The sequence below is a fragment of the Paenibacillus sp. EKM206P genome (genome assembly GCF_011066155.1).
Lineage (GTDB): Bacteria > Bacillota > Bacilli > Paenibacillales > Paenibacillaceae > Paenibacillus > Paenibacillus polymyxa_D.
Genome location: NZ_JAAMNQ010000001.1, coordinates 195,953 through 210,772, shown reverse-complemented (window position 1 = coordinate 210,772; position 14,820 = coordinate 195,953). Strand labels below are relative to the sequence as shown.

At 47.7% G+C, this 14,820-nt stretch carries 14 protein-coding genes; 3 read left to right on the top strand and 11 right to left on the bottom strand.

From position 1 onward, the window contains the following. The first annotated feature begins 62 nt into the window (after nt 1-62). Nucleotides 63-965 (top strand): non-homologous end-joining DNA ligase, encoded by a 903-nt coding sequence (gene ligD, locus G9G53_RS00925; RefSeq protein WP_165144687.1) that lies wholly within the window; start codon nt 63-65, stop codon nt 963-965. 69 nt (nt 966-1,034) lie between these two features. On the opposite strand, the gene G9G53_RS00920 is transcribed toward ligD, so the two are convergent. Both G9G53_RS00920 and cls read right to left on the bottom strand, forming a co-directional pair. Then, a complete protein-coding gene (locus G9G53_RS00920; protein WP_029516224.1) occupies nt 1,035-1,979 on the bottom strand; it encodes a YitT family protein in 945 nt (314 codons plus the stop codon). Between the two features lie 192 nt (nt 1,980-2,171). Further along, the gene (gene cls, locus G9G53_RS00915) at nt 2,172-3,602 is read right to left on the bottom strand and encodes a cardiolipin synthase (protein WP_165144684.1); all 1,431 of its coding nucleotides are present in this window, start codon (nt 3,600-3,602) and stop codon (nt 2,172-2,174) included. Between the two features lie 146 nt (nt 3,603-3,748). Between cls and G9G53_RS00910 the strand changes: the two genes are divergently transcribed. Then, a complete protein-coding gene (locus G9G53_RS00910) occupies nt 3,749-4,780 on the top strand; it encodes a M23 family metallopeptidase (protein ID WP_165144681.1) in 1,032 nt (343 codons plus the stop codon). Between the two features lie 45 nt (nt 4,781-4,825). Continuing rightward, nucleotides 4,826-5,287, top strand: a complete 462-nt coding sequence (locus G9G53_RS00905; protein WP_165144678.1) for a bactofilin family protein — start codon at nt 4,826-4,828, stop codon at nt 5,285-5,287. A 39-nt stretch (nt 5,288-5,326) separates the two neighbouring features. On the opposite strand, the gene G9G53_RS00900 is transcribed toward G9G53_RS00905, so the two are convergent. The 9 genes from G9G53_RS00900 to G9G53_RS00860 form a co-directional block, all read right to left on the bottom strand. Beyond that, nucleotides 5,327-6,412: an AI-2E family transporter gene (locus tag G9G53_RS00900; protein ID WP_029516220.1), complete on the bottom strand. Its 1,086-nt coding sequence runs from the start codon at nt 6,410-6,412 to the stop codon at nt 5,327-5,329. Between the two features lie 241 nt (nt 6,413-6,653). Then, complete coding sequence (locus tag G9G53_RS00895; protein ID WP_029516219.1) at nt 6,654-7,436, bottom strand: ABC transporter permease; 783 nt, start codon at nt 7,434-7,436, stop codon at nt 6,654-6,656. After that, nucleotides 7,429-8,349, bottom strand: a complete 921-nt coding sequence (locus G9G53_RS00890; RefSeq protein ID WP_029516218.1) for an ABC transporter ATP-binding protein — start codon at nt 8,347-8,349, stop codon at nt 7,429-7,431. Before G9G53_RS00890 ends, G9G53_RS00895 begins: the two co-directional genes overlap by 8 nt. 108 nt (nt 8,350-8,457) lie before the next feature. Further along, nucleotides 8,458-8,949 carry a hypothetical protein gene (locus tag G9G53_RS00885; protein ID WP_165144675.1) on the bottom strand — a complete coding sequence of 164 codons (492 nt, stop codon included), beginning with the start codon at nt 8,947-8,949 and terminating at the stop codon, nt 8,458-8,460. Nucleotides 8,950-9,080: 131 nt separating this feature from the next. Further along, nucleotides 9,081-10,058, bottom strand: coding sequence for an LCP family glycopolymer transferase (locus tag G9G53_RS00880; RefSeq protein WP_165144672.1), 978 nt, complete (start codon nt 10,056-10,058; stop codon nt 9,081-9,083). Nucleotides 10,059-10,072: 14 nt separating this feature from the next. Beyond that, nucleotides 10,073-11,413, bottom strand: coding sequence for a UDP-glucose dehydrogenase family protein (locus tag G9G53_RS00875; RefSeq protein WP_165144669.1), 1,341 nt, complete (start codon nt 11,411-11,413; stop codon nt 10,073-10,075). A gap of 51 nt (nt 11,414-11,464) precedes the next feature. Then, nucleotides 11,465-12,274, bottom strand: a complete 810-nt coding sequence (locus G9G53_RS00870; protein ID WP_185156332.1) for a WecB/TagA/CpsF family glycosyltransferase — start codon at nt 12,272-12,274, stop codon at nt 11,465-11,467. Next, a complete protein-coding gene (locus G9G53_RS00865) occupies nt 12,252-13,493 on the bottom strand; it encodes a glycosyltransferase family 4 protein (protein ID WP_165144666.1) in 1,242 nt (413 codons plus the stop codon). The genes G9G53_RS00870 and G9G53_RS00865 overlap by 23 nt, the downstream gene beginning before the upstream one ends. Beyond that, complete coding sequence (locus tag G9G53_RS00860) at nt 13,490-14,722, bottom strand: glycosyltransferase family 4 protein (RefSeq protein WP_165144663.1); 1,233 nt, start codon at nt 14,720-14,722, stop codon at nt 13,490-13,492. Before G9G53_RS00860 ends, G9G53_RS00865 begins: the two co-directional genes overlap by 4 nt. Nucleotides 14,723-14,820: the final 98 nt, after the last annotated feature.

The window sequence follows — 14,820 nt, the reverse complement described above, 5'->3', positions numbered from 1 at the left end:
AGCTTAACAATCAGCCTGTAAATAAAGATTTTGCTGCATATTAGCCAAAGGAGGATAGCACTATGGGACAAGCTGTTAAAGGTACTATTACCATTGAAGGTCATGAAATTCCTATCACCAACCCGGATAAACCGTTGTGGCCTGAAGCAGGCGTGACTAAGGCGCTGTATCTTCGCAAGCTCGCGGTATTGGCTCCCTTCCTGCTCAAATATTGTCATCATCGTCTGCTGACCGTCATCCGCTGGCCACATGGGATTCACGGTGATTTTTTTTATCAGAAAAATGCCCCACGTCCTCGGCCGGACTATATTGAAACCGCCCTGCATGATGGCATTGAATATATCGTGCTCGGCAAATTGCCACAACTCCTCTGGCTTGGTAATCAAGCTGCGTTGGAATTCCACCCCTCTCTGCACGAAGCGGGAAACAAGCTGCCCTGTGAATGGATGATTGACCTTGATCCATCCAGAGAGGTGGAGCCACGTATTATGGAGGCAGCCTCTATTGTCGGTGAAGTACTGGCTTCGCTTGGTTTGGACTCCGTCCCCAAAACATCCGGGGCCACAGGTGTACAAATTATCGTTCCGATCCGTACAGGCATAACCTTCGACGAACTTCGCAGCATCGGGCTATTAGTCGGACAGTTTGTGACAGAAAAGCACCCGCATCTGTTCACACTCGAAAGGTTAAAGAAGGATCGTGGAACAGCCATCTATTTTGATTATTTGCAGCATTATCAGGGGAAAACTCTGGCCGCTCCTTATACCCCGCGGGCACGTCCCGGCGCTACGGTCTCCACTCCGCTAACATGGGAAGAGGTACGGCAAGATGTATCACCACTTGACTACCATTTGCTGAATATTGAGGAACGACTAAATCGGGTAGGCGACTTGATCGACAAGGTTCCTCCCCAACCTGTAGAAGACGTCCTCAAGCATATGCGCACCAAGGCACACCGAACCTGATCCATGCTTGGAAGAATAAAAAAGGGGACGAACCCCACAGCCATTAGGCTGAGAAATTGTCCCCTTGCGCTAGTGTATTCCTTTTTTCTTAAAGCGTCCGCCCTTCACATCGTGAATGTTACCGATCGCAACGAAAGCGTGCGGGTCCCAATCTTCAACGATGCTCTTCAGCTTCGCTTCCTCCAGTCGGGTGATGACGACGAAAATCACTTTCTTGCTTTCGCCTGTAAAGCCACCTTCACCTTCCAGATAAGTTACGCCCCGTCCAAGACGATCCGTCAGGGCATCCCCGATATCACGGTATTTGTCACTAATAATCCAGACCGATTTGGACTGATCCAGACCTTCAATCGTAATATCAATCATTTTCATGGCGATATAATAAGCAATCATGGAATACAGGGCATTTGGCCAACCGAACACAAAACCTGCACTTCCCAGAATGAATATGTTAACGAACAGTACGATCTCACCGACCGAAAAAGGAGTCTTTTCACTGACGAGAATAGCTACGATCTCTGTTCCATCCAGCGAACCGCCGGACCGAATCACAAGACCCACCCCAACACCGAGAATGACGCCCCCAAAAATAGCGCCGAGCAGCGGTTCACCAGGAGTCAACGCACTTACATTGTGAAGTAACGCGGTTCCAATGGACATAACGACGATACCGAATAATGTGGATAAAGCGAAGGTTTTACCAATTTGTTTGTAGCCGATAAGTAAAAATGGAAGGTTCAACAGGGTCAGGAAAATACCGAGCGGATAGCCAGTAATCTTGGAGGCCATAATGGAAATACCTGTAACGCCTCCGTCAATAACGCCGTTAGGAACCAGAAATATTTCCAATCCCACTGCCATCAGAGCTGCACCAACTACAATCATGGCTGCACGCTGAAACAGGCGTTTTACTTTGTTCTTCGGATTAGCTGGAATTTTGCTGATCTTGGTCAACTCTCCGGTCACATCTGTAATCTCAGATAAACTTTGGACTTCCTTGCTCACTACACTCATATATAAATCCCCCCGTTACAGTATGATATATTGGACAAAAAAGGGGCTGCTATCCGCAGTCCCCTATTCTTTACCGCGCTATTTATATAAATAGTATATCACAAAACTGTGATTTCGCGCAAAAAAGTTAGCAAAGAGCACATAAATCACAATAAAGCGGGATTATAGCGATAAAAACGGCGAAAATCGCCTTTATAGGAGTGGAGAGAGCATGCGAGTTAGAATTTCAGCTGTTTTCTGAGATCTAGGCCGTCTGCGGAACACGTTTAAATCTATGCGTGAGGAGTTGGAAATGTCCTCTACAAAATCTGCCGAAAGCCGTTCCAGCGCTGAATTAGCAAAAACTACAGCGGTCAACTCAAAATTATAGAAAAAGCTGCGCATGTCCATATTGGCGGTCCCGACCGAGCCGAGTAAATCATCGACAATCACCACTTTGGCATGAATAAATCCTTTTCGATATTGGTAGAACTCCACCCCTGCCTCCAGCAGTTCTTGTACATAGGACAGAGACGCCAAATGAACTAACTTCGAATCGGACTGGTAGGGAATAATAATTTTCACATCTACGCCACTGACTGCCGCCAGCTTAAGCGCCTCATAAATCCCCGGATCGGGAATAAAATACGGCGTTGTAATCCAAATCCGCTTTTTGGCAACCGTGAGTGCCCCAAAACACATTTCCTGAATCGTATCCCATACCTGATCGGGACCGCTACTCAAAATTTGTACTTCCTCATCCCCGGTGCAGGTATGCGGGGGAAATAAATTCACATCCATCAGTCTCTCCCCTGAGGCCAGCTTCCAGTCACTAAGAAACGCATTTTGCAGAAAATAGACGCTATCTCCTTCAATCTGCAAATGCGTATCCCTCCAAAATCCCACTTTGGGGTATTTTCCGAGATAATCGTCGCCTACATTAATCCCCCCCACAAATCCGATCATGCCGTCTACCACCACGATTTTTCTGTGATTACGATAGTTAATCCGGCGGTCCAGCGTGGCGAAAAACGGAGGTAGAAAATAATGAAATTCCACTCCCGCCTCACTACAGGTGCGAATAAAGGAATAGGGCAAATTGTAGCTCCCCACACCGTCTACAACGAATCGTACTTTTACTCCCTCACGTGCCTTGCGGATCATGACCTCTTGAAACTTTCTTCCGATTTCGTCGGCCCGAAATATGTAAAACTCCACATGGATATGATGTTGCGCATGTTCCATCGCTGCCAGCATGGCCTCGAAGGCTTCTTCACCGTTCGTCAGCACACGTGTGCGGTTACATTCAGTCAACGGGTTTTCCGACATACGAATTAACTGGTTAAACAGGCGCTCCTGATGTTTGAAATGAGGATTATGCATTTGCTCCACATGTTCAATGACCTTGGATTGCGCCCATAGACGCTCGCGGAATTCACGAAACAGCTGCGATCCCCCTTTTCGAACCACTTTACGCTTCTGATAATCCTGTGCAACAAAGTAGTACACGACAAAGCCAATGAGCGGGAAGCAAAACAAAATAAAAAGCCAGGCTACCGCTTTGGACGGCTTGCGAAATTCAAAGAGCAGGATCGTCCCGGTCTGAAAAATAAAAACAATTAAAACCAACAGCAACCACAGCATGTCTAAGCCTCCTTATATATCTCAGGATTTTGCAAAATCCTCATCTACGTTTTATACTAAGCTCCAATTTTTTTGACATGTTTGCCTCTTAAGCTGAATAGATAGTAACCAAGCACTATAGGAGCGATGTCCGGAAAGGAGCGATTATGAAAAAAGGAAGCCTAAATCGCCGGATGACCCTGCTTGTTATTCGGGATGCACAGCAACCGCCCAAGCAGCTACAATGCTCTACAGCCGCTGTCATTCTCGTCCCGACTCTTGTGATCGCGTCTATCTCTACGCTCGTGATCGGGCTGCAAATCCGTTCTTCCCATATTATTTCCCAAATGGAAACGAATCTTGCTGTCCAGAGTTTGCAGATGGAGGTCACGGTAGCGGACAAGGATGCAGCCATTGGGCGACTACGGCAGGAAGTCATGGAGCTGACAAATCAAGCCACCCATATTCGTGAACGCCTTCAGCGCGTAACGGAGCTAGAACAGCAAATGCAGCAATTCATTCGTAAACACGGAAACTCATCTGCCACAAGTAACCATAAAAAAAACATGACTCCGCTCTCCTGGGATGCTTCCGGCCATATTGGGGGTGAGCTGATCGCAGTACATGAAAATACTGCCTTCCTAACTCGCCAGGCAATGGATGATTTTCAGGAGATCGAATCTCTGTTGGACACGGTGGAACGTACGGTTCCTCGCTCTATTCAGCAAGCAAATGCCGTCCAGCAAAATCTGGAGCGCAAACAAGCCGCACAGTTACTCCAGACTCGTAGGCTGGCTCTTGCCGTGCAAGGGAAACCCTCCGTTTGGCCTGTAGGTTCACGGCGAATGACCTCCAGCTTCGGCTATCGCAGCGACCCTTTTACGGGTAGATCTGCCTTTCATTCAGGCGTGGACATTGCCGGACAAACCGGTGATCCTGTCTATGCAGCAGGAGCAGGCACCGTCTTGGAGGCTGCTTCTAGTGGAGCCCGCGGCAAGTGCATCATCATCCAGCATCCTGACGGACTCCAGAGCTGGTATATGCACCTGAGCGGCATGCAGGTGGCTCCAGGAGATCGTGTCCACAAAGGACAGACCATCGGTCTGCTGGGAAGTACCGGGAGAAGCACAGGACCTCATCTTCATTTTCAGATCGTCAAGCATAACCAACCTGTCGATCCATTACTGTATGTACAATGAGGATTTTGCAAAATTTTCACAATAAAAGATTGGGGGAAAACCATCATGTTTAAGGAATCCAAAAAAAAGCTCTCCACCCCAGCTATGGATACACTGCTCGCTAATGGCACCAGCTTTGAAGGTACAGTTGAAGCAGAGGCCAATATTCGGATTGACGGTCATTTTCAGGGCGATATCCGTAGCACTCGTACTGTCGTCATTGGAGAATCTGCTGTTGTACGTTCGGACATCTTCGCACAAGACGTCATTCTTGCCGGTAAGGTGTTCGGCAGCATTACTACAGAAGGACGACTGACCATTACGCCGACAGGTAAACTGTACGGAAATACCGCGACCGCTGCATTGGTCATTTCTGAAGGCGGTGTACTGGACGGCACAAGTCAAATGAACCGAACAAAGGATGTAGAGTTGTCAACTTCTACGGATGAGCCAAACGACGAAACCCAATCTAGTTTCAGCAAAGACAGGGAGGACAGCCAAGCCGCTCTGCAATCCGAAGCAGGGTAAAGTCAGTATATACTCCTTTAAATCCAGTGCATTCTCCATTCATTCCATAATATCCTCCACTCTGCGTTCCAAAAATAATTGGTATACCTTGCGTATGACGATTTTTCCGCACATATACAATGGAATCACCAAAATGATACCCAGAATCCCGAGCAGGTCGCCACCAACTAACAGTAAAATAACGACAGTCAACGGATGAATATCCAGCTGTTTACCAAAAACTATAGGTGACAGCCAATTATCCTGAATTTGCTGTGCAGCAATCACCACGACCAGCGACCAGAGCGCCATCGAAGGTGATTCGAGAAATCCAATAATAACCACGGGTATAGAAGCGGCCACTGCCCCCACATAGGGAATAAAATTAAGGAAAATCGAAATAACGGCGAGCAGCAAGGCATAAGGCAAACCAATAATCAAAAATCCAAGGAACATCATCACACCCAACGCGACATTGATCAGCACCCGACTGACGATAAAGCTGCTGAGTGCACTATCGATATCTTCCATAACCTCCAATGCGTCCTTGTGATATTTTTTAGGAAAGAAGTTTAGCATTTTAGGGCCAAACTTGCTCCCTTCCTTCAGCATGTAATAGAGCAATATGGGAAAGGTAGCCAATACGATAAAAAAGTAGGACACGAACGATACCAGCTTTACCGAATAATCAGATAGCGTCGAAAAGGCTTCGTTCAACGTATCTGACAGTTGTGACAGCGGGTCTTCACCCGGAGGCAGCACTTGTCTCAAGGATTGATTATGCCGCCATTGGCTCAATTGATCAACCAGACTTTTAATGAGCTTCGGCGCATTTTCAAATAAATTGGTTACTTGATCACGCAGCGTAGGCCACACACCCCATGAGAAAACAAACAATAACACTCCAATGACCAAATAAATCAGCAAGATGGAGATCGATCGTTTGATTTTTCTCCGTTCCATTACATCCACAATCGGCCTTAATAAATAATAGAGGAAAAAAGATAGCATTAACGGTACCACCAGCAAGCTGACCAAAGATACGAGAGGACTAAATATAAAACTTACTTTGGTGCCCAAGTAAATGATGAGTAATAGCATGACGATACCTGTAGTTACACGAAAAAAACGATTATTTTGCAGCATACCATGCGGCCCCCTCTGTTCTATTTCTCTCTACCTCTTTAAACGCAAAATGACCCTATTGATTGATTCTTGCTGAAAATAGATTACAATATACCCCTGCACGCAGAATATGTAACAAAAATGACATAGATACTGGATAAAACAGTGTTAAATGAGGATTTTGCAAAATCCTGAAATAACAAAAGGACGTCCAAATGCTGAGCATTTGAACGTCCTTTGTGTAACTCTAAGACACTGCGATTTAGGTTGAAACATCCCGTTTTACGAAAACCACCCAGGCAATGGCGATAAAAATTACATAATAAGCGGCCAGCACGGTGAGCGAAAAGGTTAGACTGGAACTTACCGTACCCGGCGGCATATCTAGATATTTTTTCAGATCCATATGCGTAAATAGTACGTATTTGGTCCATTCAAAACGATCTGTGCTGAACAAGCCAATAGAGTTATAGATTGTTTTGGTGAACATCATGAACAGCGACAGCCCAATCGCCAAGGCACTGGAACGGAAAACAGCGGACAGCATAAAAGCAAAGGCCATCGTCACGAACAAGGCAATATAGCTATACAAGAAGTTCAACGTTACGTAAGATATCGGATCACTGAACAGCGGAACAGAACCCGCTGGTGCATCCTTGGATAACATCAGCCATGAGGACAGCGTAACCATCAAGATCAAAATGATCGTTCCGAGCAAACTGAACAAAATCACGGATATATACTTGGACAACAATATTTTGCTGCGAGTCCAAGGTCGGATGAGCAGCAGCTTAATCGTTCCCCAAGTAAATTCACCAGCCACCGAATCAGCAGCTACAATGACCGTAAACGTCGTATTGAGGAAAAACGTAAACAACGTCGTCAACGCAATCCCATCCCACACACTGACCTGATCGGAAACCAGGGAGATCAGCATCGGAATCGCAGCAGTGATGACCGCCAGCAATCCCAGCATAATCCATGTGCGCACACGCAGGTAAATTTTCAGATTTTCGTTATGTACCAGTTTGAAGAAATCACCCAATGAACCCGCCTCCCGTCACTTCCAAAAATTGATCTTCCAGCGTACGGGCAACCGGGCGAATCGCATATACTTTAATTCCGTTTGCAGCCAGCAGGCTGTTCATCTCTGCGATCTGTTCCCGCTCCAGGTGAAGCAGCAGTTGATTACCTTCAACGCGTCCTGCTCCAGCAAGCGCATAGGCTTGTTCGGCATCATTTACCTCAAAAGCAATTTCCGCCGTCTGCACTTCCTCCCCTGTATTCTTCAGTTGCTTGATATCAACCAGCCGTCCGCTCTGAATAATGGCTACACGGTCGCACATCAGCTCCATCTCGGACAACAAATGACTTGATACGAATACGGTAATTCCCTCCGTACGGGTCAATTGACGCAAATAATCCCGCAGTTCACGAATACCCTGCGGGTCCAAACCATTGGTCGGCTCGTCCAGCACAAGCAGCTTCGGTCGATGCAAAATCGCCTGAGCTACCCCAAGTCGCTGCCGCATCCCGAGCGAATAGGTTTTTACTTTATCGTGAATCCGGTTTCCGAGTCCCACCAAACGAATCGCTTCATCCACGCGTTCTTGGGTCACCCCAGGAGACATTCGCGCAAAATGCTGCAAATTTTGATAGCCTGTCAAAAACTTGTACATCTCCGGGTTCTCAACAATCGCGCCGACATGGGAAACGGCCTTTTCAAAATCAGTATTAATGCTGTCTCCACAAATATGAATATCGCCCTTGCTGATCGAAATCAGGCCAACCATCATACGGATGGTTGTCGTTTTTCCCGCACCATTGGGTCCAAGGAAACCAAATACCTGCCCCGCCGGAACCTCCAGCGTCAGATCATCCACGATCGCTTTTGAGGAAATGATTTTACTCACACCCTCCATACGTATGACGGGAACCTGTCCTGTCGCTTGCTGCATGCTATGAAACTCCTTCCATCCGGAGTGAAGCTGTTATCCATTTACTGTACATTTCCGGTTTTGGAAGTATTGTACCATATTTAACCTTTTAGAAACACCTCGCAACCTCTATTCCTTGTCCTTGTATATCCAAAGCACCCGCCATTTCTCATCTTCCTGCGCCACATAACAAGGCTGTACGATATCAAAATTACCGAATCGGGTCTTGTAATGCTGAGTGACCGTAATACGGTAAACTTTCCCTAACTCTTCTCCATTCTGATCCGTACGAATGTCATATTCAGTCTGCGGCTCCCCCAGTTCAAACGTGAACGTATCCGTCCCCATATCCTGCATAAAAACGTGCGCACGCTGCTGTACATACGTAGATTTCTCGAATTTCTTTTTTATTTGCGAATGAAAGAGCTCCCATGAACCTCCGAAATTTCCCGATTGCTCCATCGTGTAGAACTCGTTTAGTGCTTCTACCGCTTGATCGCCCTCGCCTGTAGACATCACCCCACGCAGACCCAGCCACAGCAGCCATAACAATCCACCTATGATGGCAAAATATAATAGCTTACGAACGAACGCCGAAGCCGCTCTCCTTCTAAACAGCACACACTGCCCCTCCTTCTGTTGGACTATACCGAATTCTCTACAGATGTATGTGGGACAAGCCTTTTTTAGAAGACTTTAGAAGAAAATAACGGGTGACCTCCCAACAGGGCACCCGCCTACATAAGGCTTACCTAAGGCGATATGGCAGTGGTAAGCATATGCTTCTCCAGCACTCCATGGATACGCTGGCGCTCCTGTTCATCCACCATGTAATAATACACCCCGTTGATTTTACGCCCATGTCCCTTCAGTTCAACGGTATCCGTCTGCTTGAGGGACGGACCGATCCGGGTCAGGAAGGTGGTCATATCGTCAAAGGTAATGTCTGTGCGAATCTGCTCCCCCGCTGCCTCCAGTATCGGTTTTACCCTCAACAGCCCTTCCTTGCTGATGGACTGGGCAAGAATTTGCTTGAGTAGCTCCCGCTGGCGAGCATTTCTTCCGAGATCCCCACGTGGATCATCGAAACGCATACGGGCGTAGGCCAACGCCTCAGCCCCGCTCAAGTTCAAATTACCCTGTGCAAAATGATGACCCTCATATTGAAAATCAAGTGGATTATGAACCTCGACTCCCCCCACAAGGTCCACCATTTTCGCAAACCCTTCCATGTTCATCTGTACATAGTAATCTATCGGATAGTTCAAAAAATGTTCTACCGTACGGATCGACATATCCACGCCCCCAAAAGCAAAAGCGTGATTGATTTTGTCCTCACGCCCCCTACCGATCAACTCTGTTCGCGTATCGCGCGGAATGTTGAACATCAACATAGAGCCTTCGGCAGGGTTAACAGACAAGACGATCATCGTATCCGATCGTCCTGGATCGTGAGACCGCCGATCTACGCCCAGCACCAGCACGGTGAACGGCTTGAACTGGGAGATGGCTGCCGGATTGGGTGTAATTGATCCAGAGTCTGTATCTACGGATCGCCCTGCTCCGCCCGTTGCAAGGGTAGAAACCGCCCCAGGCTGCACGATGCTGCGCGGATGATACATCGCATTCGCCGCTGTTTTAAAAGAATGATACACATAAGCGGTGTAGGCAGTAGCCCCTATGACCAATAACGCCGCAGCCCCCAATGTTATCTTCAGCCACCGTTTCATATGCAGCCTCCCCTTTACGGATTTACTACAGACTGATGACGATCTACATCCAGATTGTTCATCTGTGGCCTACCGACAGAATAGTATGCAAAGACGGATTGTCTGATTTGCTCCTCGCTATACACATTGCGTCCATCGATCATAATAGGATACTTCATAAGCTCATTCAGCTCACCCAGCCCGATTTCACCAAACTCCTCCCATTCCGTCAATAGACACAGTGCGTCACATCCCTCTGCTGCTTCCCGTGCGCTATCTGCCCACGTTACTTCCGAGCTGTCCAGCAGTCTGCGGAAGTTAGCGGTAGCGATCGGGTCATATGCACGGATTTGCGCCCCTGCCTCCAGCAGCGACTGCATAATATCCAGCGCCGGGGCATCTCTTACGTCATCTGTATTCGGTTTAAAGGCCAGTCCCCATATACCAATCGTTGCTCCTTCCAGATCACCCAGCGCCTCTTTCAGCTTACGAATCACGTTAAAGCGTTGACCCTGATTCACTTCCACCACAGATTTCAGCAGCTTGAATTCATAGTCCACGTTGCCTGCAATTTGGATTAGAGCTTGTGTATCCTTTGGGAAACAGGAACCCCCATAGCCGATACCTGCAGACAAAAAGGAGGAGCCGATCCGCTGATCCAGCCCCATACCGTGTGCCACACGTGTAACGTCTGCGCCCACCTTTTCGCAAATATTTGCAATCTCATTAATAAACGAAATTTTGGTCGCCAAAAAAGCATTCGACGCATACTTGATCATCTCCGCCGAACGGATATCTGTGGTTACGATATTTGTCGTCAACGGCTCGTGCAGTGTAGTCAACACAGCGGACACATGTGGATCGGAAGCTCCGATGATGATTCGATCTGGCTGTAGGGTGTCTATGACTGCTGAGCCTTCGCGTAAAAATTCAGGAACCGAAGCCACACCAAAAGAATAGTTTGTGCGGCTCGCAATCCAATTTTGAATACGTTCGTTCGTTCCGACAGGCACCGTGCTTTTGGTGACAATGACTTTGTAGCCATTCATGGCGTCTGCCACCTCGCAGGCTGCTTCCTCAATATAGGACAGGTTCGCTTCCCCGCCCGGCAGTGAAGGCGTGCCGACCGCCAAAATAACAATTTCAGCCGCCTCTACCGAAGCTGCCGTATCTGTTGTAAAGCTTAGTCGGCCTTGTTCTACATTATCTTTAATTAGTGCCTTTAATCCCGGTTCATAAATCGGCACCCCACCTGCACGCAACTGAAGAATTTTGTCCTCATTCTGATCTACACAGACGACGGTATTTCCGAGTGCGGCAAAACAGACCCCCGACACCAGCCCGACATACCCTGCACCTATTACACATAACTTCAAAGCAACTCCCCCTTTTACATGCTGTCTCATTGCATCCTGCTTTTACCGACTTCAATTCTCTATATCTCTTCCTGGAAGCCGATTATGATAAAGCGTAAGTCGTTTGTTTTGCCGATAAGATTTTAGAAAACGGTATACATACATCGGATTGTTATAGGCATACCTCTTCCATAAACGTCTCGGTTCGCAGATCAGACGATACAGCCACTCCAGCCCCAGCTTTTGTACCGCTAGCGGCGGTCTACGAACCTTTCCAGTGATATAGTCAAAGGCCGCCCCTACTCCAATCATCACGCCATGAATGCGGTCTTTGTTTCGATGCATCCATATTTCCTGCTTCGGGCAGCCTAAGCTGACGAATATGATATGCGCGCCAGACGCATTGATTTCATCAATGATCCGCTCCTCCTCATCTGGGTGAAGCTCACGAAATGGCGGTGAAAAGCTGCCCGCGATGCGGATCCCGGGGTAATCCTGTTCTACTCTTTCTTTTAAGCTATCCAGCGTATCCGGCGTACTGCCGTAAAAATATATACTCACCTTCGTCTGTGGCGCACGTTCGCACAACTTGAGCATCAGACTGGGACCATCTACCCGATCCTGATGCTCAAATCCGTACAGCTTGAGCGCCCATACCAACGGCATACCGTCCGGAGTACACAGATCTGCTTGAGTGAGCGCTTCGTAGAACTCGGAATGATTCCCCGCTGTGACAATGGAATGCGTGTTGCAAATACATACATAGCCGTCCTTTCGTTCGACTGCCCATTGTTCCAGCGTGTGTACCGTTTCCTGAAACGTAAGTGCTGCAATATCTGCATCCGCAATCCTTCCGACTCTATATTGGGGCAGCTGTTTCATAATCATGCTCCTCCATCGCCTCGCTATATATCGCCATCAGCTGCTTCACATTCACTTCTTCCGTATAGCGTGCAGCGTAGTTTTCCGACACCTTCTGTCTCATAGCTGCATAGTTTTCATAGGCTACTGCACAGCGAATCACAGTCTTTATATTTTCCAAATCATCATGTTGAAAATGGAAACCCGTCACCCCGTCCTCCACGACTTCCTCCAGTGCGCCGAGCCGGCTGCATAATACCGGAGTTCCAACAGAAAAAGACTCTACAATGGTCATGGGAAATCCTTCATACCAAATGGAAGGCACCATGACATACATGGCCCGGCTCATGCAATCCAGTACCGTGTCTCCATCCTGCTTACCGAGAAACCGAACATCTTCCTGCGGATAAGCAGCGGCCAATTCAGCCTTTTCCGGACCATCTCCAATGATGACCAGTCTCAATCCCCCCCGATCTTCCAACTGTGACCAGGCTTGCAGCAGATTGCGAACCCCTTTTTCAGCTGAAATCCGCCCCACGAACAATAAATAACGATCATTGGGGTCATATTGGGTTTTCATGGTTTTATGATGGACAAAATTCGGCTTTACCGCGATACGATCCAGTGGAATACCGCTTTCGGCAAATTTGTCCCGTGCAAATTCCGTCAGCGCAATATAGCGACTTACCTTGTGCTGCCATGTGCCGATCAGATCGTTCAACTTAATCATCGCCGCTACCGGAATCGTCTGAAGCTGTGAACCTCGATAGCATCCATGACGGATGGAATGCAGCAGCGTGCCGTGCAGACATTTTTCACAAACCTTATTCCCTCGCATAAAGGTTGCCGCCGGACAAATCAGCCTGTAATTATGCAGGGTCTGGACAACCGGAATCCCCAGCCGTTCACAAGCATGATAGACCGAAGGGGATATAACCGGAAAAAAATTATGCACATGCACCACATCCGGCTTCACCTGTAAAAGCAGCTTCTTAATTCTCTTGAATTCCGGCAGGGACCATACCGCCTCTACCGCCAGCTTTGCCATGTTCGCTAGCCCTCTGCTTTGAATGCTGTCGTTGTGCACATAGTAATGCTCTGTCTCTATTCCTCTGGAACGCAGCATAGCCGATTCTTGCTCGACAACCTTGTCTTCTCCCCCGCTTTGCTGATAAAAGTTATGGATGATCAGCACCTTGCTTACAGGAGGGTTCATCTGTCTGCTGACCTGTTGGCTCACGTGGCTGCCCCTCTTTCCTGCGTTGATTGCATAGCGTGGTTAGAATTCTTGGGCTTGACCCCTTGATGGCTTACGATTTCATCTGCGATGCGATCCCACGACATACGCTCGACCGTAAGAAAAGCCTCCTCCGCCATACTTCGTCTCAGCTCAGCATTATCCAGCAAAGCGCCTATTCGACCAGACCATTCCTCTTCTGAAAAGCTTCTCAGCATCACCCCGCTCACTCCGTCCTCAATCAAGGTAACCGAGCCCCCGTTTACCGAAGAGATAATCGGGACGCGAAACAGCATACTTTCCAGCAGTACCATACCAAAAATATCGTATTGGGTCGGAAACAGCATCACATCCGCCGCTCCGTAAACCTGCCACAGATGACGTTGTTCCACTCTTGTAAAATGTATAATACTGTCCGTTATTCCCAATTCATGAGCATATGTCCAGTAGCGATCTGTGTCTGTCTTCCGTCCATCTCCGACCATTAACAAAAGGCAGCTAGGATGCTTTTGGAGCACCCTTTTGAACGTACTCAGCATAAAACGTATATTTCTCCGTTCCTCCAGTACACCAACATACAGTAGTACCGGACGATCACCGATTCGACGCAGCTCATTCGCGACCTCACGGTTTTCCTCACGTTCTCCGCTTATGTCTTCACTGTTGTTGCTGATGTCACTGTTGAATGCTCTCTCTACTTTACTGCGATCTAGTCCGACTCCAATCGTAACCACGTTGTCAAAACCTTTATTCTCCAGATAGCGCTTTGCGAGATCGGATTTGACATAGGTACGGCGTAGAGATTTTGTTACCTTCGGCAGCAGCATAATATCGTACAGTTTGCGGATCAGCGCGTGCGTGTTATCCCGGTATGGGCCGTGATACAACGACAGCTTATCGGGACATTTACGGGAAAGCAGATAGGTCATGATCTGGTTGTATTCTGTAGTAATGACCAGACCATAAGCATCCAGAAAAGAATCTTTGAGAACATCTCTGTAGATGCTGTTGCTTAAGAACTTAAACCCGTGGAGCCAGATAATACGCAAGGTGCATCCTTCGTGACGGTAGACTTGTTCCAGATGGGTTTCCTTACGATCGTTGTAGTAAACAATGTCGCAATCGTAGCCTTTTCGAACGAGTGCTTTGCCCAAGCCGACTTCCTGTAAATTGTATGAGTCCCCGTTCACTTTGCTGGCAAAATTGCGGAGATACAATATTTTTTGAATCATCATCAGGGCTCCTGCCATTTCATATTGAGTGAGTTATGGAGCACGGAGGGTTCAGAGAACGCTGCGCGTTCCATTTGATCTTCCGATCGCTGTTGCAG

What these genes read in the sequence shown, in the direction of transcription:
- ligD (WP_165144687.1), top strand. Translation starts at nt 63, where the DNA reads ATGGGACAAGCTGTTAAAGGTACTATTACCATTGAAGGTCATGAAATT.
- G9G53_RS00920 (WP_029516224.1), bottom strand. Translation starts at nt 1,979, where the DNA reads ATGAGTGTAGTGAGCAAGGAAGTCCAAAGTTTATCTGAGATTACAGAT.
- cls (WP_165144684.1), bottom strand. Translation starts at nt 3,602, where the DNA reads ATGCTGTGGTTGCTGTTGGTTTTAATTGTTTTTATTTTTCAGACCGGG.
- G9G53_RS00910 (WP_165144681.1), top strand. Translation starts at nt 3,749, where the DNA reads ATGAAAAAAGGAAGCCTAAATCGCCGGATGACCCTGCTTGTTATTCGG.
- G9G53_RS00905 (WP_165144678.1), top strand. Translation starts at nt 4,826, where the DNA reads ATGTTTAAGGAATCCAAAAAAAAGCTCTCCACCCCAGCTATGGATACA.
- G9G53_RS00900 (WP_029516220.1), bottom strand. Translation starts at nt 6,412, where the DNA reads ATGCTGCAAAATAATCGTTTTTTTCGTGTAACTACAGGTATCGTCATG.
- G9G53_RS00890 (WP_029516218.1), bottom strand. Translation starts at nt 8,349, where the DNA reads ATGCAGCAAGCGACAGGACAGGTTCCCGTCATACGTATGGAGGGTGTG.
- G9G53_RS00880 (WP_165144672.1), bottom strand. Translation starts at nt 10,058, where the DNA reads ATGAAACGGTGGCTGAAGATAACATTGGGGGCTGCGGCGTTATTGGTC.
- G9G53_RS00870 (WP_185156332.1), bottom strand. Translation starts at nt 12,274, where the DNA reads ATGAAACAGCTGCCCCAATATAGAGTCGGAAGGATTGCGGATGCAGAT.
- G9G53_RS00860 (WP_165144663.1), bottom strand. Translation starts at nt 14,722, where the DNA reads ATGATTCAAAAAATATTGTATCTCCGCAATTTTGCCAGCAAAGTGAAC.